Below are 23524 nucleotides of genomic sequence, written 5' to 3'. Positions count from 1 at the left end.
TTTTTGCCGTTACGGGTGGTCTGCGGGGGGGATGCCAAAGTCTGGCATGCCATCGGGACTCCACTCAATCAATTTCACCCGGGTGTGGCGGCCAGGGTCATAAAGCGGGTCGCCCTCTATTTCAGTGTAGTTGCGTGCGTGGTAAACCAGCACATCCTGGCCGTCCGGTGTAGTGGTGAAGCTGTTATGGCCGGGGCCAAACTGGCGGTTGGTTTCACAGGTGGTAAATACCGGGTGAGGGGATTTATGCCAGCTTTTCGGGTCAAGAAGGTTGGCGTCTTTATTGGCCCATAATAAGCCCATACAGTAATTTTCATCAGTGGCGCTGGCGGAGTAAGTAATGAAAATACGCTCTCCGTGAAAAATAACCGCAGGCCCTTCATTCACCAGAAACCCCCGGCACTCCCAGTCAAATTCAGGCTTACTCAGCATGACTGCTTCCCCCTTAAGGGTCCACGGATTTGCCATTTCACTTAAATACAAATTGGAGTTACCTGGAATATCGGGGGCTTTTTGTGCCCACAGGTACCACTGCTTACCCTGATGTGAAAAGGTTGTGGCGTCAAGGCAGAAGGTATCGAACTGTGTGATTAACTGCCCCTTTTCAACCCAGGTACCGGTTAGTGGGCAGTCATCAGCACATTCGAGCACATACATACGGTGCTGGAACATGTTATCGCGCAATGCTTTGGTATGTGCGGCGGCATAATAGATATACCACTTGCCAGCTATACGGTGGAGTTCCGGAGCCCAGATCAGCTCACTCATCGGGCCAGTATCGGGTTTGCGCCAGACAACCACGCTCTCAGCCTGGGCCAGTTCTGTAATTGACGAAGCCCGGCGAATCTCCAGCCTGTCATACTCAGGAACGGAGGCAATAAAATAGTACTCTGAACCTTCATGCAAAATAAAAGGGTCTGCACGTTGTTCAATTAGTGGATTAGGCCATTGCAACATAACGTCTTTCCTTATCGTTTCGTTTGGCTCTCAAACAGGTTTTTCAAGGTGCTTGCTGGCGGCTTTGCCAATGGGGGATACAGCGGTTTCGTTTTCTTGTGTACCTTCCTGGTAGTCAACCAGTTCCTGGTAGTTCTTACGGCGTTTTTCCAGGTCAATCTGAATTTGCTTCATGGTTTCACGGTCAACTTTTAGCAGGCGGACAACTCCGGCTGTGATTAAATAACCCATACCTGGAATGACTGTGAACAGTAACATAATGCCATTTATGGCACTGGCGGGCTGCTGCTTCAGGGATGCGTCATAGCCATACCAGGATAGCAAGAAACCACACATAGAACCGGCTATTGCCAGGCCTAACTTCAGGAAAAACAGATTGCCAGAGAAGCTAATTCCAGTAATACGTTTACCTGTTTTCCATTCGCCGTAATCGTCGACGTCTGCCATCAGTGACCAGTGAAGCGGAGATGGAATCTGGTGCAGGATATTAAGCAGGAAGTACATGACGATGATAAGCACAGTGGCATGGGGATCGAGGAAATAGAACCCGCTGGAGAAGATCGCCAGCACAATATTGGTCCAGAAGAAGACTTTCAACTTACACCATTTATCAGTCAATACCTTGGCGAGTGTACTGCCAAACATCATGCCGATAACACCAAGGCTGATAAACATCGTGGCAAAACCGGTACTTTGTTGCATAACCCAGGTGACGTAATACATGGTGGCTGCCATGCGAATAAAACCGGGGCAGACATTGCACAATGTCAGCAGCAAAATACGCACCCACTGGTCGTTCTTCCACACATCACGCAAGTCAGATTTCAGGTCGTCGTTTGTGGGGACGGCAGGACGAATACGCTCGCGCACGGTTGAGAAGCAATACAGGAACATCAATAGCGCGATGATAGCCAGGGTGCCCATCGCCATCTGGTAGCCTTTCGCTTTATCTGCACCACCATACCATTCAGCCAGAGGGAGCAGTGACAGGGACAGAATTAACGTGGCTATTCCTACCATAACAAAGCGGTAAGACTGGCAGGAAACCCGCTCATGAGGATCATTAGTGATAACACCGCCCAGTGAGCAATAGGGGATATTGATAGCAGTATAAGTCAGCGACATCAGAAAATAGGTGATAAACGCATAGATAACCTTGCTGTTATAGCTCCACTCCGGCGTGGTGAACATCAGTACGCTGAAGAGTACGTAAGGCAGTGAAATCCAGAGTAGCCATGGACGAAAACGACCCCAACGGCTTTTTGTCCGGTCAGCAATGGCTCCCATAATGGGGTCGGTTACCGCGTCAACTACACGCACAGAGAGAAGTAGAGTCCCCACCAGTGCGGGAGCAAGACCGAATATATCGGTGTAAAAAAAGTTTAAAAACAGCATGATGGCACCGCCGATGATATTACAACCGGCATCTCCCATCCCGTAGCCTATCTTTTCCTTTACTGTTAATTTATTACTTTGCATCTGCCTCACTCCATTCAGAAGATATGGACAGAATTATTGGTGCTAAAGTGAAATTTTTCGCAGCAAGAATCAACCGCAGAAATGGACAATCATGTCATCGGGTAGTAAGTGTGAAGGGGGTAACAATATTCTGCACCCGCAAAATACGGGCGCAGAGGGAAGGACAAATCAGTGGGTTTTCACAGCGTCGCGGCTTTTCTGCTTACACATATAACCCACACCGAGGACCGCAATCCAGACAGGAATCAGGTAAACAGAAATTGCCATACCAGGAGTGATTAACATGATAACCAGCACTGCAGCCATGAACAGCAGGCAAACCCAGTTGCCCAATGGGTAGAGCAGCGCTGGAAAGCGCGTAGTCACGCCTTGCTGTTGCTTGGTCCGGCGGAATTTCATGTGCGCCAGGCTAATCATTGCCCAGTTGATAACCAGAGCAGAAACCACCAGAGCCATCAGCATACCGAAAGCCGATTCCGGCGCCAGGTAGTTAATCAGTACACAGAGTGCCGTTACCACTGCCGAAACGATGATGGTGTTTACTGGTACACCACGTTTATCCACAGTAAGGAGTGCTTTCGGCGCGTTACCTTGCTGGGCCAGCCCGAACAACATGCGGCTGTTACAGTATACACAGCTGTTATATACAGACAGAGCAGCGGTCAGCACCACGACATTCAAGGCATTGGCTACGAAAGTATCACCCAGCTCATGGAAGATGAGTACAAACGGGCTGGTATTCGCTGTAACGCGCGTCCACGGCAACAGAGAGAGCAGAACTGCCAGTGAGCCAATATAGAAAATCAGGATACGCCAGATAACCTGGTTGGTTGCTTTCGGGATGCTCTGTTCCGGGTTATCCGCTTCTGCTGCGGTAATACCGACTAATTCCAGCCCACCAAAGGAGAACATAATAATAGCCATCATCATGACCAGACCGGTCATGCCATGGGGCAGGAAACCACCTTGATCCCACAGGTTATGTATTGTGGCCTGAGGCCCACCTTTACCACTGAACAACAACCAGCCGCCAAAAACTATCATTGCCACAACAGCGAATACTTTGATGATGGCAAACCAGAACTCCATTTCGCCGAACACTTTTACGTTGGTCAGGTTAATGGCATTGATAATGACAAAGAAGGCTGCGGCAGAAACCCATGTGGGGATCTCCGGATACCAGAACTGAATATACTTACCGACAGCTGTCAGTTCAGCCATGGCAACCAGTACGTACAGCACCCAGTAGTTCCAGCCAGAAGCAAAGCCTGCGAAGCTGCCCCAGTATTTGTAGGCAAAGTGGCTGAATGAGCCTGCAACGGGCTCTTCAACGACCATTTCACCTAACTGACGCATGATCAGAAAAGCGATGAAGCCAGCAATAGCATAGCCCAAAATTATCCCCGGGCCGGCAGACTGTATAACCGATGCACTACCCAGAAACAGACCGGTGCCGATAGCGCCGCCCAGCGCGATTAGCTGTATATGGCGGTTTTTAAGGCCGCGCTTTAGCGAGTCACCTTGTTGTTGACCTTCCATCTTACAAACCTCGTGTGTGGTGATATTGTTGGTGTAAATAGCACCGTATGTAATTGATACATTCCATATGCTGTAGTGTTTTTTTTACGGTAACAAAGCGCGTTTTTTTATTCGTCTACTACCGAAGCGAAAAGAATAGTGTTAAGAGCTGCGAGTTGCACCTGGTTTCTGCATTCCTCTTCCCGGATTGAGCAAAATCTCACCATCCTCGCGGATTCTATTTTTCCACTTCAATTTTTTAATATGATTTATTATTCAAATAATATGTATTTTTATTCATTAAATCCTATGTTGAATCGGTTCAATTTGAAAAATAATTAGTTTCAAATTGGTTAAATGTGCATCGAGGCAGGTAACGTTATGATTTGTGCAAAGTTACATTTATGAAACGCTATTTCTGTAATGTTGTTAAAATGTGTGGTGTTTAATGATTTCAGTCAAAACCAATATGGACATAAGGTGAATACTTTGTTACTTTAGCGTCACGAATATGAAATTGGTCTTACCAATTGACTCCGGGCGAAAGGCAGAGAAAATAACGAATGGCCTACAGCAAAATCCGCCAACCCAAGCTATCTGATGTAATCGAGCAGCAACTGGAGTACCTCATCCTTGAAGGGACATTGCGCCCGGGGGAAAAATTGCCGCCGGAGCGTGAACTGGCGCGTCAATTTGATGTTTCACGCCCTTCATTACGCGAAGCTATCCAGCGTCTTGAAGCAAAAGGGCTGTTATTACGTCGTCAGGGTGGTGGCACTTTTATCCAGAATAATCTCTGGAAAAGCTTCAGTGACCCTCTTGCTGCTTTGCTGTCAGACCATCCCGAATCTCAGTTTGATCTTCTCGAAACACGCCATGCACTGGAAGGTATTGCAGCCTATTATGCTGCGCTGCGAGGTACAGACGAAGACCTCGCGCGTATTCGCGAATGCCACGAAAGTATTGAAAGTGCCAGGCAGGCAGGTGATCTGGATGCTGAATCGGAAGCCGTGCTTCAGTATCAGATAGCGGTCACAGAAGCGGCACATAATGTGGTGCTGCTCCACTTGCTTCGCTGTATGGAGCCTATGCTTGCCCAGAATGTTCGACAAAATTTTGAATTGCTCTACTCACGAAGAGATATGCATCCCCTCGTAAGTAGTCATCGCGCCAGTATTTTCGAAGCGATCATGGCACGTAAGCCGGAACAGGCCCGTGAAGCATCGCACCGGCATCTGGCGTTTATTGAGGAAATATTGCTGGATCGCAGCCGTGAGCAAAGTCGAAGAGAACGTTCATTGCGCCGCTTACAGCAACGAAAGGACTAGCGTTTTTTCAGGTTTTTTTGCCGGAATAAAACGCAAAAGCGCCCAATTATAGAGCGCGGCAACTAAACGCAGAACCTGTCTTATTGTGTTTTTACCTCAGGCTGAGAATGCAATGGGACAGGTTCCAGACAATCAACGATTAAAAGATAAGGAATACCCCATGTCAGAACGTTTGCAAAATGACGTGGATCCGATCGAAACTCGCGACTGGCTACAGGCGATCGAATCGGTCATCCGTGAAGAAGGTGTTGAACGCGCGCAGTTCCTGGTTGATCAGTTACTGAGCGAAGCCCGTAAAGGTGGTGTTAAAGTTGCCGCTGGCGCTGGTGCTGGTAGTTACGTCAATACCATTGCCGTTGAAGATGAACCTGAATACCCGGGTAATCTGGACCTGGAACGTCGTATTCGTTCTGCTATTCGCTGGAACGCCATCATGACTGTGCTGCATGCGTCTAAAAAAGACCTGGAGCTGGGCGGTCACATGGCATCTTACCAGTCTTCTGCCACGTTTTATGAAGTGTGCTTTAACCACTTCTTCCGTGCGCGCAATGAAAAAGATGGCGGTGATCTGGTGTACTTCCAGGGCCACATTTCCCCAGGCGTTTACGCCCGTGCTTTCCTTGAAGGTCGACTGACTGAAGACCAGATGAACAATTTCCGTCAGGAAGTTCATGGTAATGGTCTGTCTTCTTACCCACACCCGAAACTGATGCCAGAATTCTGGCAGTTCCCGACTGTTTCCATGGGGCTGGGCCCAATCGGTGCGATTTATCAGGCTAAGTTCCTGAAATATCTGGAACACCGTGGTCTGAAAGATACCTCCGCACAAACTGTGTATGCGTTCCTGGGTGACGGTGAGATGGATGAACCGGAATCTAAAGGTGCCATCACTATCGCGACCCGTGAAAAACTGGATAACCTGGTTTTCGTCATCAACTGTAACCTGCAGCGTTTGGACGGCCCGGTAACCGGTAACGGTAAAATCATTAACGAACTGGAAGGCATCTTCGGTGGTGCTGGCTGGAATGTAATTAAAGTGATTTGGGGTGGTCGTTGGGATGAACTGCTGCGTAAAGACACCAGCGGTAAGCTGATCCAACTGATGAATGAAACCGTTGATGGTGACTACCAGACCTTTAAATCTAAAGATGGTGCTTACGTTCGCGAACACTTCTTCGGTAAATATCCGGAAACGGCAGCTCTGGTTGCTGACTGGACTGATGAGCAGATTTGGGCGCTGAACCGTGGTGGTCACGATCCGAAGAAAGTCTATGCTGCACTGAAAAAAGCGCAGGAAACCAAAGGCCAGCCGACCGTTATCCTTGCTCACACCATTAAAGGTTATGGTATGGGTGACGCTGCTGAAGGTAAAAACATCGCGCATCAGGTTAAGAAAATGAACATGGACGGCGTCCGCTATGTGCGTGACCGTTTCAATGTGCCTGTTGCTGATGAAGACATCGAAAAACTGCCGTATGTGACTTTCGCTCCGGATTCCGAAGAAGCGAAATACTTGCATGCGCAGCGTGAAAAACTGAACGGCTACCTGCCGACTCGCCAGCCTAAGTTCACTGAAAAACTGGAACTGCCGACGCTGGAAGATTTTGGCCCGCTGCTGGAAGAGCAGAACAAAGAAATCTCCACCACTATCGCGTTTGTGCGTGCACTGAACGTGATGCTGAAAAACAAATCTATCAAAGATCGCCTGGTGCCGATTATCGCCGATGAAGCGCGTACCTTTGGTATGGAAGGTTTGTTCCGTCAGATTGGTATTTACAGCCCGAACGGCCAGCAGTACACCCCGCAGGACCGTGAGCAGGTTGCATACTACAAAGAAGACGAAAAAGGCCAGATTCTGCAGGAAGGGATCAACGAACTGGGTGCCGGCGCATCCTGGCTGGCTGCTGCAACTTCTTACAGCACCAACAATCTGCCGATGATTCCGTTCTACATCTACTATTCCATGTTCGGGTTCCAGCGTATTGGCGACCTGTGCTGGGCAGCAGGCGATCAGCAGGCTCGTGGCTTCCTGATTGGCGGGACTTCAGGCCGTACCACCCTTAACGGTGAAGGTTTGCAGCACGAAGATGGCCACAGCCATATTCAGTCTCTGACTATCCCTAACTGTATCTCTTACGACCCGTCTTACGCATATGAAGTTGCGGTTATCATGCATGATGGCCTGGAACGCATGTACGGTGAGAAACAAGAGAACGTTTACTACTACATCACTACGCTGAACGAAAACTACCACATGCCAGCTATGCCGGCAGGTGCCGAGGAAGGTATCCGTAAGGGTATCTATAAACTCGAAACCGTAGCGGGTAGCAAAGGCAAAGTTCAGTTGCTGGGCTCTGGTTCTATCCTGCGTCATGTTCGTGAAGCTGCTCAAATTCTGGCTAACGACTACGGTGTGGGCTCTGATGTGTACAGCGTAACCTCCTTCACTGAACTGGCTCGTGATGGCCAGGATTGTGAACGCTGGAACATGCTGCACCCGATGGAAACCCCGCGCGTACCGTACATTGCTCAGGTAATGAACGATGCACCAGCAGTTGCATCTACTGACTATATGAAACTGTTTGCTGAACAGGTTCGTACTTATGTACCGGCAGATGACTACCGTGTACTGGGTACTGACGGCTTTGGTCGCTCTGACAGCCGTGAAAACCTGCGCCACCACTTTGAAGTTGATGCTTCCTATGTGGTTGTAGCGGCACTTGGCGAACTGGCTAAACGTGGCGAAATCGATAAGAAAGTGGTTGCTGATGCAATTACTAAATTCAACATCGACGCAGAAAAAGTTAACCCACGTCTGGCGTAAGAGGTAAAAGAATAATGGCTATCGAAATTAATGTACCGGACATCGGGGCTGATGAAGTTGAAATCACCGAGATTCTGGTCAAAGTGGGCGACAAAGTTGAAGCTGAACAGTCGCTGATCACCGTGGAAGGCGACAAAGCCTCTATGGAAGTTCCGTCTCCTCAGGCTGGCATCGTTAAAGAGATCAAAGTCTCTGTTGGCGACAAAACCGAGACTGGCAAACTGATCATGATTTTCGATTCCGCCGACGGTGCAGCTGCTGCTGCACCTGTGCAGGAAGAGAAGAAAGCTGCCGCTCCGGCCGCCGCGCCTGCTGCCGCTGCCGCTAAAGAAGTACACGTACCTGATATCGGCAGTGACGAAGTAGAAGTCACTGAACTGCTGGTTAAAGTGGGTGATACCGTTGAAGCTGAGCAATCTCTGATTACTGTTGAAGGTGACAAAGCTTCAATGGAAGTGCCTGCACCCTTTGCCGGTACCGTTAAAGAGATCAAAGTTAACACCGGTGACAAAGTGTCTACTGGCTCCCTGATCATGGTCTTCGAAGTGGCGGGTGCTGCACCTGCTTCCGCGCCTGCTCAGGCTGCTGCTCCGGCTCCGGCTGCTGCTGGCGGCGCGAAAGACGTTAACGTACCGGACATCGGCGGTGACGAAGTTGAAGTAACCGAAGTGATGGTGAAAGTGGGCGATAAAGTTGCCGCTGAGCAGTCGCTGATCACCGTGGAAGGCGACAAGGCTTCTATGGAAGTACCTGCGCCGTTTGCCGGTACTGTTAAAGAGATCAAAATCAGCACTGGCGACAAAGTGTCTACCGGTTCACTGATCATGGTCTTCGAAGTGGAAGGCGCTGCACCTGCCGCCGCTCCAGCTGCCGCAGCCACTCCGGCACCGGCAACTGCACCGGCTCAGGCGGCTAAACCTGCAGCACCTGCTGCAAAAGCGGAAGGCAAATCTGAGTTTGCTGAAAACGACGCTTACGTCCACGCGACTCCGCTGATTCGCCGCCTGGCGCGCGAATTCGGCGTGAATCTGGCGAAAGTGAAAGGGTCTGGTCGCAAAGGCCGTATCCTGCGCGAAGACGTTCAGGCTTACGTGAAAGATGCCGTAAAACGTGCAGAAGCTGCGCCGGCTGCTGCCACGGGTGGTGGTCTGCCAGGCATGCTGCCATGGCCGAAAGTGGACTTCAGCAAGTTTGGTGAAGTTGAAGAAGTGGAACTGGGCCGTATCCAGAAAATTTCTGGTGCTAACCTGAGCCGTAACTGGGTAATGATCCCGCATGTTACGCACTTCGACAAAACAGATATCACCGATCTGGAAGCATTCCGTAAACAGCAGAATGCCGAAGCAGAGAAGCGTAAACTGGACGTGAAATTCACTCCAGTGGTCTTCATCATGAAAGCCGTTGCTGCAGCGCTTGAGCAAATGCCGCGTTTCAACAGTTCTCTGTCTGAAGATGCACAGCGCCTGACTCTGAAAAAATACATCAATATTGGTGTAGCTGTTGATACGCCAAATGGTCTGGTTGTTCCGGTCTTCAAAGATGTGAACAAGAAGAGCATTACTGAGTTGTCCCGTGAACTGACTACCATCTCTAAGAAAGCGCGTGATGGTAAACTGACTGCCGGCGAAATGCAGGGTGGCTGCTTCACTATCTCCAGTATCGGTGGCCTGGGTACCACCCACTTCGCGCCTATCGTTAATGCGCCGGAAGTGGCTATCCTTGGTGTGTCCAAGTCCGCGATGGAGCCGGTGTGGAATGGTAAAGAGTTCGTGCCGCGTCTGATGATGCCAATCTCTCTGTCCTTCGACCACCGTGTGATTGACGGGGCTGATGGTGCGCGTTTCATCACCATCATCAACAACATGCTGAGCGATATTCGCCGCCTGGTGATGTAATTAGAGAAAGCCGGCCTGACGGTCGGCTTTTTTCTGGTAACCTCATACCTGTTGTGGGGCTGTGCGAGCCAAATTGATTCGTTACCCGTTTGTTGTTTCAAAATTGTTAACAATTTTGTAGAATGCGGACGGATAGAACGTCCCGGTGGATGATGGGCGTAAAGACCAGGGACCGCCGGAAATAAATTAAGAGGTCATGATGAGTACTGAAATTAAAACTCAGGTCGTGGTACTTGGGGCGGGCCCGGCAGGTTACTCTGCGGCCTTTCGTTGCGCTGATTTAGGTCTGGAAACCGTTCTGGTTGAGCGCTACAGCACCCTGGGTGGTGTTTGCCTTAACGTCGGTTGTATCCCTTCAAAAGCTCTTCTGCACGTTGCTAAAGTTATCGAAGAAGCAAAAGCACTGGCTGAACACGGTATTGTTTTCGGCGAGCCGCAGACTGATATCGATAAAATCCGTACCTGGAAAGAAAAAGTGATCACCCAGTTAACGGGTGGCCTGGCGGGTATGGCAAAAGGCCGTAAAGTAAAAGTGGTGACTGGCCTGGGTAAATTTGCTGGCGCAAACACGCTGGAAGTTGACGGTGAGAATGGCAAAACCGTTATCAATTTCGATAACGCGATTATCGCTGCTGGTTCTCGTCCGGTTCAGTTGCCGTTCATTCCTCATGAAGACCCGCGTATTTGGGATTCCACTGATGCGCTGGAACTGAAATCTGTACCGAAACGTATGCTGTTGATGGGCGGTGGTATCATCGGTCTGGAAATGGGTACGGTTTACCATGCGCTGGGTTCACAGATTGACGTGGTCGAAATGTTCGATCAGGTTATTCCTGCCGCAGACAAAGACGTGGTTAAAGTCTTCACCAAACGTATCAGCAAGAAATTCAACCTGATGCTGGAAACAAAAGTGACTGCAGTTGAAGCCAAAGAAGACGGCATCTACGTTTCTATGGAAGGTAAAAAAGCGCCTGCTGAAGCACAGCGTTATGACGCAGTTCTGGTCGCAATTGGCCGTGTACCAAATGGTAAGCTGATTGATGCCGGTATGGCGGGTGTTGAAGTTGATGAACGTGGCTTCATCCATGTTGATAAACAAATGCGCACCAATGTGCCGCACATCTACGCTATCGGTGACATCGTTGGCCAACCAATGCTGGCTCACAAAGGCGTGCATGAAGGCCATGTGGCGGCTGAAGTTATCGCCGGTATGAAACACTACTTTGACCCGAAAGTGATTCCATCTATTGCTTACACTGAACCTGAAGTGGCATGGGTCGGGATGACAGAAAAAGAAGCGAAAGAGAAGGGTGTCAGCTATGAAACTGCGACCTTCCCATGGGCCGCATCTGGTCGTGCAATCGCTTCTGATTGTGCTGACGGTATGACCAAACTGATTTTCGATAAAGAAACACATCGTGTTATCGGTGGTGCCATTGTAGGTACTAACGGCGGTGAGTTGCTGGGTGAAATTGGCCTGGCTATCGAAATGGGTTGTGATGCTGAAGATATCGCACTGACCATTCATGCTCACCCAACACTGCACGAATCTGTTGGCCTTGCGGCTGAAGTATTCGAAGGCAGCATCACCGACTTGCCGAACCCAAAAGCGAAGAAAAGTAAATAAGTCGAGTGAAGACCTGAAGTAAAGATAAAGCGGCCCTCATGGGCCGTTTTTTTTGCGCCAAAAATCGTAAACAAGACAGCAATATACCGTGCTTAACGATTCAGCAAATATTTAATGTTGCTTTTTTGTAAACAGATTAACAGCCTACTGAAATCCTGATATGCTCCCAGTGCGGGACTGGGCTCTTTACCCTACATTCTGAGGTCTCATCGGAAAGTGAAGAGGAGCGTCCGGTGCCGATATGACAATGAGAGCGAGGAGAACCGTCGTGCTAGAAGAATACCGTAAGCACGTAGCTGAGCGTGCTGCAGAAGGTGTTGTACCGAAACCGCTGGATGCAATCCAGATGGCCGCACTGGTAGAGCTGCTGAAGACCCCGCCTGCGGGTGAAGAAGAATTTTTGTTAGATTTACTGACCAACCGAGTCCCTCCGGGTGTTGATGAAGCCGCCTACGTCAAAGCAGGTTTCCTTGCTGCTATTACTAAAGGCGAAACGACCTCTCCACTGATTACTCCTGAAAAAGCTGTCGAGCTCCTTGGCACAATGCAAGGGGGGTATAACATCCATCCGTTGGTGGAAGCGCTGGACAATGAGAAGCTGGCCCCGGTTGCTGCTAAAGCGCTGTCTCACACCCTGCTGATGTTTGACAATTTTTACGACGTTGAAGAAAAAGCGAAAAATGGCAACGTCTTCGCTAAACAGGTTGTTCAGTCCTGGGCTGATGCCGAATGGTTCCTGTCCCGCCCGAAACTGGCTGATAAAATCACCGTTACTGTATTTAAAGTGACGGGTGAAACCAACACCGATGACCTGTCGCCGGCACCTGATGCCTGGTCCCGCCCGGATATCCCATTGCATGCTCTGGCTATGCTTAAAAACGCCCGCGATGGTATTGAGCCTGACCAGCCTGGTAGCGTCGGCCCGATTAAACAGATTGAAGCGCTGCAACAAAAAGGCTTCCCGCTGGCGTACGTCGGGGATGTTGTAGGTACAGGTTCATCGCGTAAATCTGCAACCAACTCCGTTTTGTGGTTCATGGGGGATGACATCCCGGGTGTGCCTAACAAACGCAGTGGTGGGGTTGTCCTGGGTGGCAAAATTGCCCCAATCTTCTTCAACACCATGGAAGATGCCGGTGCGCTGCCTGTTGAGGTGGATGTATCAAACCTGAATATGGGCGATGTCATTGATATCTACCCGTATAAAGGTGAGGTTTGCCGCCATGACTCCGACGAAGTACTGGCCACCTTTGAACTTAAGACGGATGTTCTGCTGGATGAAGTGCGTGCCGGTGGGCGTATCCCGCTGATTATTGGCCGCGGGCTGACCAGCAAAGCGCGTGAGTCCCTGGGCCTTGAACACAGCGATGTGTTCCGTAAAGCGAAAGATGTCGCTGACAGTAACCGTGGTTTCTCCCTGGCGCAAAAAATGGTTGGCCGTGCTTGTGGTGTTGCCGGTATCCGTCCAGGCCAGTATTGCGAACCAAAAATGACATCTGTTGGTTCACAAGATACCACCGGGCCGATGACCCGTGATGAGCTGAAAGACCTGGCATGCCTGGGTTTCTCCGCTGACCTGGTTATGCAGTCATTCTGCCACACTGCCGCCTATCCAAAACCGGTTGACGTACAAACTCATCATACCTTGCCAGATTTTATTATGAACCGTGGCGGTGTGTCCCTGCGTCCAGGCGACGGTATTATTCACTCCTGGCTGAACCGAATGCTGCTGCCGGATACCGTTGGTACCGGCGGAGATTCCCATACGCGTTTCCCGATTGGGATCTCGTTCCCGGCTGGCTCTGGGTTGGTGGCTTTCGCTGCTGCAACTGGCGTTATGCCGCTGGATATGCCGGAATCTGTGCTGGTGCGTTTCTCCGGGAAAATGCAACCGGGTATCACTTTGCGTGATCTGGTGCATGCCATTCCGCTGTACGCTATTCGTCAGGGGCTGTTGACGGTTGAGAAGAAAGGTAAGAAAAACATCTTCTCTGGTCGTATTCTGGAAATCGAAGGTCTGCCCACACTCAAAGTTGAACAGGCATTTGAACTGGCGGATGCCTCTGCAGAACGTTCTGCTGCGGGCTGTACTATCAAGCTGGATAAAGACCCGATCACTGAATACCTCAATTCCAACATTGTTCTGCTGAAATGGATGATCGCGGAAGGTTATGGTGACCGCCGTACTCTGGAACGCCGTATTCAGGGTATGGAAAAATGGCTGGCCGACCCGCAGTTGCTGGAAGGTGATGCCGATGCGGAATATGCCGCTGTGATCGACATTAATCTGGATGAGATCAAAGAGCCGATTCTGTGCGCACCGAATGACCCGGATGATGCGCGCCTGTTGTCCGATGTGGCTGGCAGCAAAATTGATGAAGTCTTTATTGGTTCCTGCATGACCAATATCGGCCACTTCCGTGCAGCCGGTAAGTTGCTCGACAGCCATAAAGGCCAGTTGCCAACGCGTTTGTGGGTTGCTCCGCCAACACGAATGGATGCCGCACAGCTGACAGAAGAAGGGTACTACAGCGTATTCGGTAAGAGTGGCGCCCGTATTGAAATTCCAGGCTGTTCACTGTGCATGGGTAACCAGGCGCGAGTTGCGGACGGGGCGACGGTTGTATCGACTTCTACTCGTAACTTCCCGAACCGTTTAGGTACTGGGGCGAATGTGTACCTGGCATCTGCAGAGCTGGCTGCGGTTGCATCGCTGCTTGGCAAATTGCCGACACCTCAGGAATACCAGGCCTTTATGGAGCAAGTCGATAAGACCGCGACAGATACCTACCGTTACCTGAACTTTGACCGTCTCAGTCAGTATACGGAAAAAGCAGGTGGCGTGATTTTCCAGACTGCAGTCTGACTTTCAGCTCTGCCATACTGTAGAATCCCTTTCCCTTCGGGGGGAGGGATTCTTTTTTTTAAGTTGTCACCGTCCCCGCTTTTTTTCTGGTGTTTGACTGAGATAATAGCGTTGTCAAAGCCCGCCTGCAGGTTGGGGCACGCATAGAGAGGAACACATTATGGACTATGAATTTATGCGGGATGTTACTGGCGTGGTAAAAGTGCGTATGTCAATGGGGCATGAGGCAATCGGTCACTGGTTTAACGAAGAAGTGAAAGAGAACCTGGTGTTGCTTGATGAAGTAGAGCAGGCTGCGCGCACAGTAAAAGGGAGTGAGCGCCACTGGCAACGGACCGGGCATGAATACACGTTGTGGCTGGATGGTGAAGAAGTAATGGTGCGGGCCAACCAACTGGATTTTTCGGGCGATGAAATCGAAGAAGGGATGAGTTACTACGACGAAGAAAGCCTGGCGATGTGTGGTGTTGAGGATTTCTTACAGGTTGTCGCCGCGTATAAACGCTTTTTAGCGGGAAAATAAGCCGTTAGCCCTCATTTAGCTTAGTTTGGCGAAATATGCGGGATGCGTATGGTTTTTTTCAGAAATGGGGGCCAGTGCTGTAAGGTTAATCTCTCAACCAGATTGCGGCTTTGCTCAATCATTTTCATTCCTTCGCTTTTGTTACGCTGGAGCATGCCCATAAACAACCACTGTAAAATGGTCATTGTCATGGTATTGGGCAAGTTGAGCGCGCAACAGGCCAGACAGCTGCTTAACGATACCAGCTGAATCTATTCGCAACGCTTTAGCCAATATGGAGGTCTGGTAATGGCTAAGATGACGGAACAATTCATCGCTACAATCCTGGAACTGGTGGGCAATAAAGATAATATCCAGAACTGTGGGCATTGCATGACCCGCCTGCGCCTGACGCTCGTTAACGATCAACTTATCAAACACAGTAAACTTAAAGTGCTGGATGGCGTCTTGGGCGTGATTAACTCCGACGGCCAACTGCAAATTATTCTTGGCCCCGGCAAAGCGCAGAGTGCCGCCGAGATGATGAACAGAATGCTGTCCAGTGGCAGCGATTCCGCTTCTGCCGCTCTGCAGAGCGTTAGCTCTGTTGCAAGCGACACGAAACAAAAAATGAAAGCAAAGCAAAATAGTGTGGTACATCAGTTCCTCGCAAGGTTTGCCACTATCTTTACTCCACTGATCCCGGGCTTTATCGCCGCCGGGCTTTTGTTGGGCTTTGCGACCTTAATCGAACAACTTCTGCTGGTGGATGCTACGGTAAAAAATGCGGCCATCGTGCATATCGTTGGTTACATGAAAATCTTCGGCAAGGGCCTGTTCACCTTTCTGCCGATCCTGATTGGGTATAACGCGCAGAAAGCGTTTGGCGGTTCGGGGGTCAACGGGGCGATCATTGCGTCTTTGTTTCTGCTGGGTTACAACCCGGAAGCGACAGTGGGTTATTTCTCCGGTATCGATAGCTTCTTCGGCATGGGGATAGACCCACGCGGCAATATTGTCGGCGTGCTGATTGCCGCGATTCTGGGGGCGTGGATCGAACGGCAAATCCGCAAGATTGTCCCGGATAACCTCGATATGATAGTCACTTCTCTACTGACACTGCTTATCACTGGTATGCTGACCTTTACGCTGATTATGCCGTTTGGCGGCGAGCTGTTTAAAGGTATGTCCTGGCTGTTCCTGCATCTGAACGGTAACCCATTTGGCAGCGCGGTACTGGCTGGCCTGTTCCTGATAGCAGTGGTCTTTGGTGTACATCAGGGTTTTATCCCGGTTTATTTCGCGCTGATGGATGCGCAGGGTTTCAACTCCTTATTCCCGATTCTGGCTATGGCCGGTGGCGGGCAGGTTGGCGCGGCATTAGCGTTGTACTTCCGGGCGGGGAAAGATTCCGTAACGCGTAATCAGGTGAAGGGGGCGATTATCCCCGGTCTGCTGGGCGTGGGTGAACCGCTGATCTATGCTGTGACGCTACCCCGTGTTAAACCGTTTGTGACTGCCTGTCTTGGTGGTGCCTGCGGCGGCTTTTTTATTGGCATGGTTGCCTGGCTGGGATTGCCAATTGGTCTGAATACCGTGTTCGGTCCATCAGGTTTGGTTTCGTTGCCGCTGATGACATCCAGCCTGGGTATTTATGCGGGAATGGGCGTTTACGCAGCGGGTATATTAATCTCCTATGCATGCGGTTTTATCCTCACATGGTTCTTTGGTTATAAAGACGTTGATCTGACTTAAGAACGAGGGCAGTGGCTGACAACTGCTCAGGCTGTGCACGATAGAAAGTGATACGGATAGTGATACGGCAGAAAAACTGGTCGTGTTTCTGTCAGGTTTATCCGGATAAAAAATAAGCCATCCAGAAAGGTAATGTTTGGGTTATCTCTGGCTCAGAGAAAAAATTTAAAGCCCTGCATATAGCAAGGCTTTAACCTGTTACCTTTACATTGCCGGAATATTGCGCCCGTAATAAATTTCGCGCATCTCTTTCCATAACAGATCTGTTATCACTTTACGTTCTGCGGCGGTTAAATCTTCTGGCCGGGTATGGAACATATAGTGTTTCAGATCGAATTCTTTCAACAGCATCTTGGTGTGAAAGATATTCTCCTGGTAAACATTCACATCCACCATATCGTACAGCGACTTCATATCTTCAGACATAAAATTCTGAATAGAATTTATCTCATGGTCGATGAAGTGTTTCATGCCGTTAATATCCCGGGTAAAGCCCCTGACGCGGTAGTCAATGGTGACGATATCGGATTCTAACTGGTGGATAAGGTAATTCAGTGCCTTCAGGGGAGAAATAACACCACAAGTAGAGACTTCAATATCTGCACGGAAAGTACATAAATCCCCTTCGGGATGGCTTTCCGGATAAGTGTGCACGCAAATGTGGCTTTTATCCAGGTGAGCAACGACGGCTTCAGGCAGTGGCCCTGGATTTTCAGATTTATCAATGTGTAGTGGGTCAATGGGTTCTTCACTGACCAGAATTGTCACGCTGGCACCCTGCGGTTCATAATCCTGGCGGGCAACATTCAGAATATTAGCGCCAATAATTGAACAGGTTTCGCTCAGAATCTCTGTCAAACGGTTGGCGTTATACAACTCATCAATATAAGCAATATAGCCATCACGCTCAGCGGGTGTCTTGGCATAACAAATATCGTAGATACAAAAACTCAGGCTTTTAGTGAGATTATTAAAGCCATGTAGTTTCAGCTTTTTCAATTTCGCTCACCTCCTCAGGAATCGGGGCCGGAAAGGGCGTTAAGTAAATACTGGGGCAGGGCAAACGCCGCAGTGTGAATTGCCGGGTTGTAATAGCGACAAGTCAGGCTGGCCTGGCGGAAACGCGACTGAATGATTTCGGTACGCAGATGGCGCAGAGCCGTATTGTCAGTCGCCCAGGCAAATGTCATTACGCCACCGTAATAGGTGGGGATAGCGGCCTGGTAAAAGCTGACATCACCAAAGTAATGGCTCAGTTTGCGGTGGCTGCCAATAGCTTCATCCTGTTGCAGGAAGCAAACACCATTTTGGGCGACAAAAATACCCCCAGGCGTGAGACAACGTTTACACCCTTCGTAGAACGCGGAAGTAAACAGGCTTTCTCCGGGGCCAATCGGGTCAGTACAGTCAGAAATAATAACGTCAAACGTTTGCGTGGTTTGGTTAACAAAATTCACGCCATCGTCAATGACCAGCTTAAAGCGTGGGTCGTCATAGGCACCGGCGTTATGGTGTGGCAGATACTGGCGGCAAAAAGACACTACGCCCGCATCAATTTCCACCATTGTAATGGTTTCAACATTTTTATGGCGGCAAACTTCACGTAACATCGCGCCATCACCACCACCGATAATCAGCACATGTTTTGCCTGGCCATGGGCCAGCAAAGGGACATGAGTCATCATTTCGTGGTAAATGAACTCATCGCGTTCAGTCGTTTGTACCACGCCATCCAGCGCCATTACGCGCCCAAATGCGCTATTTTCAAAGATAATCAGATCCTGGTGATCTGTCTTTTCATGGTACAGCACATTATCAACAGCAAAGTACTGACCAAATTGATCGTGTAGCGTTTCATGCCACTGGCGATTTTCAGCCATGTGTTGGCACCTCCTTCATTAACACCCGGATAAAATGGGCGCAACATCATAACGAACAATGACCGCGCATGCACGGTCATTATTTCAACAAAGGGGCCAGAGGTGGGCTATTTTACGTAGGCCAGCAGGCTCAGTGAGTCACGGGCCAACGATTTGCATTTTTTAGCGGTGGGAATCGCAATACCACTTAAATCGCGGTAACTCTCTTCCCCCATTTTTTTCATATTAAAACTGTCGTAATTACTCAGGTCCCACTGATTTTGCTGTGCAAAGAAAATCAGAGCGTGGCGAATTTGGTCATTAGGTAAATCCTGATAACCGCAATCATTTTTTAAGTATACAAATACAGCTGTTAAATCAGCCATATCTTCGGCTTCTGCTTCATTCAATGCCTGACTGGCGGAGGAGAAAGCTAACAAACATCCCAGGATGGTTATTTTAACAAACGTCTTCATTGCTCTGACCACGTGATTGCGGAAATAAAACGTTAGCATATTTACAGTATTCGGGAAGTGATTTCTTGTGTTTAACGCAGATTGACCTTCCTGTTAGGTCAGGGTTTAGACTGCGCTCATTATGTCATCACCTGCAATGGAGAAAAGAATGCGACGTCGTGAGTTTATTAAGTATTCAGCTGCTTTGGGCGCACTGAGCGTAATACCCACCTGGGCCAGAATGCCTGTCCTTTCTGAGCGCCCGGCATTGCCGGTACCAGACCTGCTCCAGGCGGATATCCACGGTAAAATTCGCTTACGGATTCAGGCCGGGAAAACACTTTTTAATGGGAAGCAGGTCACAACCTGGGGATATAACGGCAATCTTTTGGGACCGGCGCTGGCACTGAATAAAGGGACTGAGGTAACAGTGGAAATGCATAATGCACTTTCACAACCCACGACTGTGCACTGGCATGGGCTGGCAATTCCTGGCAGTGTGGATGGCGGCCCGCAAGGGATTATCGCACCAGGGGAAACCCGAACGGTGACTTTCACGCCTGACCAGGCTGCATCCACTTGTTGGTTTCATCCCCATTACCATAAACATACAGGCCAGCAGGTCGCGATGGGGCTGGCCGGATTAGTGCTGATTGATGATGCTGCACAGGGAGCATTGCGACTACCGAAGCAGTGGGGGATTGATGATGTACCACTGATTATTCAGGACAAGCGTTTTACTACTGCCGGAGAAATAGATTATCAGCTGGATATGATGACAGCGGCGGTCGGCTGGTTTGGCGATACATTATTGTGTAATGGTGCCGAATACCCGCAACATGCGCCACCACGAGGCTGGTTACGGCTGCGTTTACTGAATGGCTGTAATGCGCGTTCGTTGACAATTGCCGCCAGTGATAATCGCCCTTTCTACGTGATAGCCAGCGATGGCGGGTTATTACCTGAACCTGTCAAAACCACTTCCCTGCCGCTATTAATGGGAGAGCGCTTTGAAATCATGGTGGATACCAGTGATGGTACCCCTTTTGACCTGGTCACTCTCCCGGTCACTCAAATGGGCATGACATTACCGCCCTTTGATAAGCCCTGCCCGGTCGTTGGTATTCGCCCACTGCGTATTCCGGCATCGGGGGATTTACCCGATACACTGGTGGCATTACCTGCACTACCTGCCCTTGAAGGGCTGACTCAGCGTGTGTTGACATTGAGTATGGACCCACGGTTAGACAGCCAGGGCATGCAGGCTTTGAAAGACAAATATGGTCAGCAGGCCATGGGCCGTGGGAACATGGCAGGCATGAACATGCATCATGCCAGTGATATGAACAGCATGCAGGGGATGTCTGGCATGCAAGGAATGCCACAAACCCATCATATGAGTAATTCAGCAATGGGGCAGGAGGCATTTGATCTCTATACCGCCAACCGTATTAATGGTAAAGCTTTCGATATGCATCACCCGGCGTTTCATGTCCCACAAGGGCGATATGAACGCTGGGTTATCTCCGGGGAAGGCGACATGATGCTGCATCCTTTCCATATTCACGGCATGCAATTCCGGATATTAACTGAAAATGGCCAGCCACCTGCTGAGCATCGCCGGGGATGGAAGGACACTGTTCGGGTAGAAGGCAGGCGCAGCGAAGTACTGGTGCGCTTTGATTATGTCGCCAGTGCGGAACATGCTTACATGGCACATTGCCACCTGTTAGAACACGAAGATACGGGCATGATGCTGGGCTTTACTGTCGGCGAGGTTTAAGCAACCCGAGAACAGTTGTTATTGAAAAGAGCCGGTCACTCTTTTGAGGCGACCGGCTCTTTTATTGGTTACGGAATGATATTCCGCCTTAATTCTGCATGTTATCAGTCATACAGCAGGTTATTTCTGGTCTGGCAGTGCCCAGGCAATAATATAATCCCCCAGTTTGGTGCCAAACGAACCATGTCCGCCTGCGGCTATCAGAACATACTGCTTACCATTGACTTCATATGTCATCGGTGTTGCCTGGCCACCTGCTGGCAGACGTGCTTCCCAGAGTTTTTTCCCGTTACTCATGTTGTAAGCACGCAGGTAGTTATCTGCGGTTGCACCGATGAACAGAACATTGCCTGCTGTTGAAATGGGTGCACCGAGCATCGGCATGCCCATCCGGAAAGGTAGCGGAACAGGTGAACTGTCACGCACGGTACCAATACGTTTCTTCCACACAACCTGGTTGGTTTTCAGATCCAGAGCGGAAATATAACCCCAGGCCGGTTGTTTACACGGCAGACCAAACGGCGATAAGAAAGCGTTCAGCGTGACGCCATAAGGTACGCCGTACTGGGGCTGAATACCGGATTCAGTGCCTGAACCTTTGGCATCTTTCGGCGGCTCCATTGGGTTACCCGGGCCACGTGGAACCAGGCGGGAGACGAAAGGCAACGCCATTGGGTTAGCAATCGCCACCTGGCGTTGCGGATCAATGGAGATACCTCCCCATTCAAACATGCCAAGGTTACCCGGGAAGACCAGCGTACCTTGCTCTGATGGTGGAGTGAAAATGCCATCATAACGCAGACGGTGGAACATTACGCGGCAGACTAACTGGTCATACATTGTCGCGCCCCACATGTCCGCACCTGTCAGTTTTTTGGCCGGGCGGAAAGTCAGGTCAGAGAACGGCTGAGTGGGGGAAACATGATCACCTTTAGCTGCACCCTGAGGAACCGGTTTTTCCGGTGCCGGCACAATAGGTTTACCCGTACGGCGGTCGAGCACAAAGATATTACCGGTTTTCGCAGGAGCATAAATTGCCGGAATGGTATTGCCATTTTTATCTTTGATATCAGCCAGTGTCGGCTGGGCTGGCATGTCCATATCCCACAGGTCGTGGTGAACAGTTTGATATGACCAGGCAAGCTTACCGGTCGATGCATTCAACGCGACGATGCTGCTGGCATAACGCTCCTGCTCAGGCGTACGGTTACCACCCCAGATATCCGGCGTGGTGACACCCATCGGCAAATAGACCAGGTCCAGTTTGGCATCGTAAGAGGCCGGAGCCCAGGAGTTAGGTGAATTCAGCGTAAAGTGATGTTCATCTGCCGGAATAGCATTCGGGTCTTTGGCACCCGGGTCAAATGCCCAAACCAGTTTCCCGGTATTTACATCAAAACCACGAATTACGCCGGACGGTTCACGGGTTGAGAAGTTGTCGGTTACAGCGCCCGCAATCACAATCACTTTGTCAGTAACAACGGGTGGCGAAGTGGGTTCGTACATACCCGGCGTGGTAACCGGCATGTTAGTTTGCAGGTTCAGCACACCTTTGTTGGCGAAGGTTTCGCACAACTTACCAGTGTCTGCATTCAGGGCAAACAGCCGCCCGTCATTCACAGGCAGAAGGATGCGGTGCGGGCAGTCGGCAACCACATCTGCTGGTGCGTTCTCCGGGGTTGCCTCATGGTAAGACACACCACGACAGGTCACATGCTGGAATGACGGGTCGGTTTTCAGTTGTGGGTCAAACGACCATTTCTCTTTCCCTGTTGCGGCATCCAGTGCAAACAGGCGCTGATGCGGAGTACACAGATAAAGCGTGTCACGAATTTTAATCGGGGTGACTTCATCAGTGATTTCTACCGGATCACTGGCTGTTTTCAGGTCACCAGTCCGGAAGCGCCAGGCTTCTTTTAACTGATGAACATTGGTGTCGTTAATTTGTTTGAGAGGGGAGTAACGCTGCCCTTCCTGAGTACGCCCATAAGCAGGCCAGTCCCCGTCAGACACTGTGCTGGTTTGCTGTGTGGCGGAAGTGGTGTCATTGCTCAGCGTACCATTGATTTCTTGCGGGTCGTTGAAAATCGCCCATCCAAGAATAATGCCGCTTACCACCAGGCTGACGCCCAAAGTGGGAACAGCCAGTGACGAAGGTGTGGCAAGGCGACGCCAGATGAAAGGCAAAATTAACCAGATGCCGAAGAACACCAGAATATCGCAGCGTGGTGTCAGTGCCCAGAAATCGAAACCCACTTCCCAGACAGACCATATCATGGTGCAAAGTAAGAATGCCCCGTACAACACAAGAGCGGAGCGCTTGCCACGCCATACCAGTGCTGCGGTGAGTAACATTACGATACCCGCAATGGGGTAGTACCAGGAGCCGCCAATGGCGACGAGCCAAATCCCGCCAATCAACAAATACAACCCTGTTAATAATGCAAACAGTGCCGTAATGATGACGAGCCAACGTGACTGCGTAGCTTCTTTATTTACAGACATAAACACTCTTTTAATAATTAAGACGTATTTAATTATAGTCATTAACAAATGTGATATGCATCACAAAATTTGCTTTTTGATCCGGCTGAGCGTTAAACAGCGTTTGCTGTTATACTTCCCCGGCAAATTCATGATGCTGGCTGAGAAGTGACTGGCATTTAATGATTTATA

Annotated in this window: 15 protein-coding genes; 8 read left to right on the top strand and 7 right to left on the bottom strand. The window is 49.9% G+C overall.

The annotated features are described in order from the left end of the window. Positions 1-9: 9 nt before the first annotated feature. From MPHASIOC01_RS22565 to aroP, 3 genes are all read right to left on the bottom strand, one after another. Positions 10-957 carry a family 43 glycosylhydrolase gene (locus tag MPHASIOC01_RS22565; protein ID WP_064598844.1) on the bottom strand — a complete coding sequence of 316 codons (948 nt, stop codon included), beginning with the start codon at positions 955-957 and terminating at the stop codon, positions 10-12. A gap of 30 nt (positions 958-987) precedes the next feature. Then, entirely contained in the window at positions 988-2436 is a 1449-nt protein-coding gene (locus tag MPHASIOC01_RS22560; RefSeq protein WP_353613327.1) for an MFS transporter, read from the bottom strand. 168 nt (positions 2437-2604) lie between these two features. Beyond that, entirely contained in the window at positions 2605-3975 is a 1371-nt protein-coding gene (gene aroP, locus MPHASIOC01_RS22555) for an aromatic amino acid transporter AroP (protein ID WP_064598848.1), read from the bottom strand. Positions 3976-4517: 542 nt separating this feature from the next. Between aroP and pdhR the strand changes: the two genes are divergently transcribed. The 7 genes from pdhR to murP all read left to right on the top strand — a co-directional run bounded on the left by pdhR (position 4518) and on the right by murP (position 16751). After that, positions 4518-5282, top strand: a complete 765-nt coding sequence (gene pdhR / locus MPHASIOC01_RS22550) for a pyruvate dehydrogenase complex transcriptional repressor PdhR (RefSeq protein ID WP_064598850.1) — start codon at positions 4518-4520, stop codon at positions 5280-5282. Positions 5283-5442: 160 nt separating this feature from the next. Beyond that, positions 5443-8106, top strand: coding sequence for a pyruvate dehydrogenase (acetyl-transferring), homodimeric type (aceE, locus tag MPHASIOC01_RS22545; RefSeq protein WP_353613326.1), 2664 nt, complete (start codon positions 5443-5445; stop codon positions 8104-8106). 14 nt (positions 8107-8120) lie between these two features. Continuing rightward, complete coding sequence (gene aceF / locus MPHASIOC01_RS22540; RefSeq protein ID WP_064598854.1) at positions 8121-10001, top strand: pyruvate dehydrogenase complex dihydrolipoyllysine-residue acetyltransferase; 1881 nt, start codon at positions 8121-8123, stop codon at positions 9999-10001. A gap of 199 nt (positions 10002-10200) precedes the next feature. Beyond that, positions 10201-11628 carry a dihydrolipoyl dehydrogenase gene (lpdA, locus tag MPHASIOC01_RS22535; protein ID WP_353613325.1) on the top strand — a complete coding sequence of 476 codons (1428 nt, stop codon included), beginning with the start codon at positions 10201-10203 and terminating at the stop codon, positions 11626-11628. A gap of 268 nt (positions 11629-11896) precedes the next feature. Next, the gene (acnB, locus tag MPHASIOC01_RS22530; protein WP_353613324.1) at positions 11897-14494 is read left to right on the top strand and encodes a bifunctional aconitate hydratase 2/2-methylisocitrate dehydratase; all 2598 of its coding nucleotides are present in this window, start codon (positions 11897-11899) and stop codon (positions 14492-14494) included. 160 nt (positions 14495-14654) lie between these two features. Continuing rightward, positions 14655-15017, top strand: a complete 363-nt coding sequence (gene yacL / locus MPHASIOC01_RS22525; protein WP_064598858.1) for a protein YacL — start codon at positions 14655-14657, stop codon at positions 15015-15017. Positions 15018-15305: 288 nt separating this feature from the next. Then, on the top strand, positions 15306-16751 hold the full coding sequence (gene murP / locus MPHASIOC01_RS22520) for a PTS N-acetylmuramic acid transporter subunit IIBC (protein WP_353613323.1): 1446 nt from the start codon (positions 15306-15308) through the stop codon (positions 16749-16751). 204 nt (positions 16752-16955) lie between these two features. Here the strand turns inward: murP and speD are convergent, their stop codons facing one another. The 3 genes from speD to MPHASIOC01_RS22505 all read right to left on the bottom strand — a co-directional run bounded on the left by speD (position 16956) and on the right by MPHASIOC01_RS22505 (position 19086). Next, positions 16956-17750: an adenosylmethionine decarboxylase gene (gene speD, locus MPHASIOC01_RS22515; protein WP_064598862.1), complete on the bottom strand. Its 795-nt coding sequence runs from the start codon at positions 17748-17750 to the stop codon at positions 16956-16958. Between the two features lie 14 nt (positions 17751-17764). Next, the gene (gene speE, locus MPHASIOC01_RS22510; RefSeq protein ID WP_064598865.1) at positions 17765-18631 is read right to left on the bottom strand and encodes a polyamine aminopropyltransferase; all 867 of its coding nucleotides are present in this window, start codon (positions 18629-18631) and stop codon (positions 17765-17767) included. Positions 18632-18738: 107 nt separating this feature from the next. After that, a complete protein-coding gene (locus MPHASIOC01_RS22505) occupies positions 18739-19086 on the bottom strand; it encodes a YacC family pilotin-like protein (protein ID WP_064598867.1) in 348 nt (115 codons plus the stop codon). Between the two features lie 148 nt (positions 19087-19234). Between MPHASIOC01_RS22505 and cueO the strand changes: the two genes are divergently transcribed. Next, positions 19235-20848 (top strand): multicopper oxidase CueO, encoded by a 1614-nt coding sequence (gene cueO, locus MPHASIOC01_RS22500; protein WP_064598869.1) that lies wholly within the window; start codon positions 19235-19237, stop codon positions 20846-20848. A 120-nt stretch (positions 20849-20968) separates the two neighbouring features. On the opposite strand, the gene MPHASIOC01_RS22495 is transcribed toward cueO, so the two are convergent. Continuing rightward, positions 20969-23353, bottom strand: coding sequence for a glucose/quinate/shikimate family membrane-bound PQQ-dependent dehydrogenase (locus tag MPHASIOC01_RS22495; protein WP_353613322.1), 2385 nt, complete (start codon positions 23351-23353; stop codon positions 20969-20971). Positions 23354-23524: the final 171 nt, after the last annotated feature.

This window comes from Mangrovibacter phragmitis, assembly GCF_040429585.1.
GTDB classification, from domain to species: Bacteria; Pseudomonadota; Gammaproteobacteria; order Enterobacterales; family Enterobacteriaceae; genus Mangrovibacter; species Mangrovibacter phragmitis.
The sequence above is the reverse complement of the archived record's forward strand: the minus strand, read 5'-3'. Positions and strand labels throughout refer to the sequence as shown.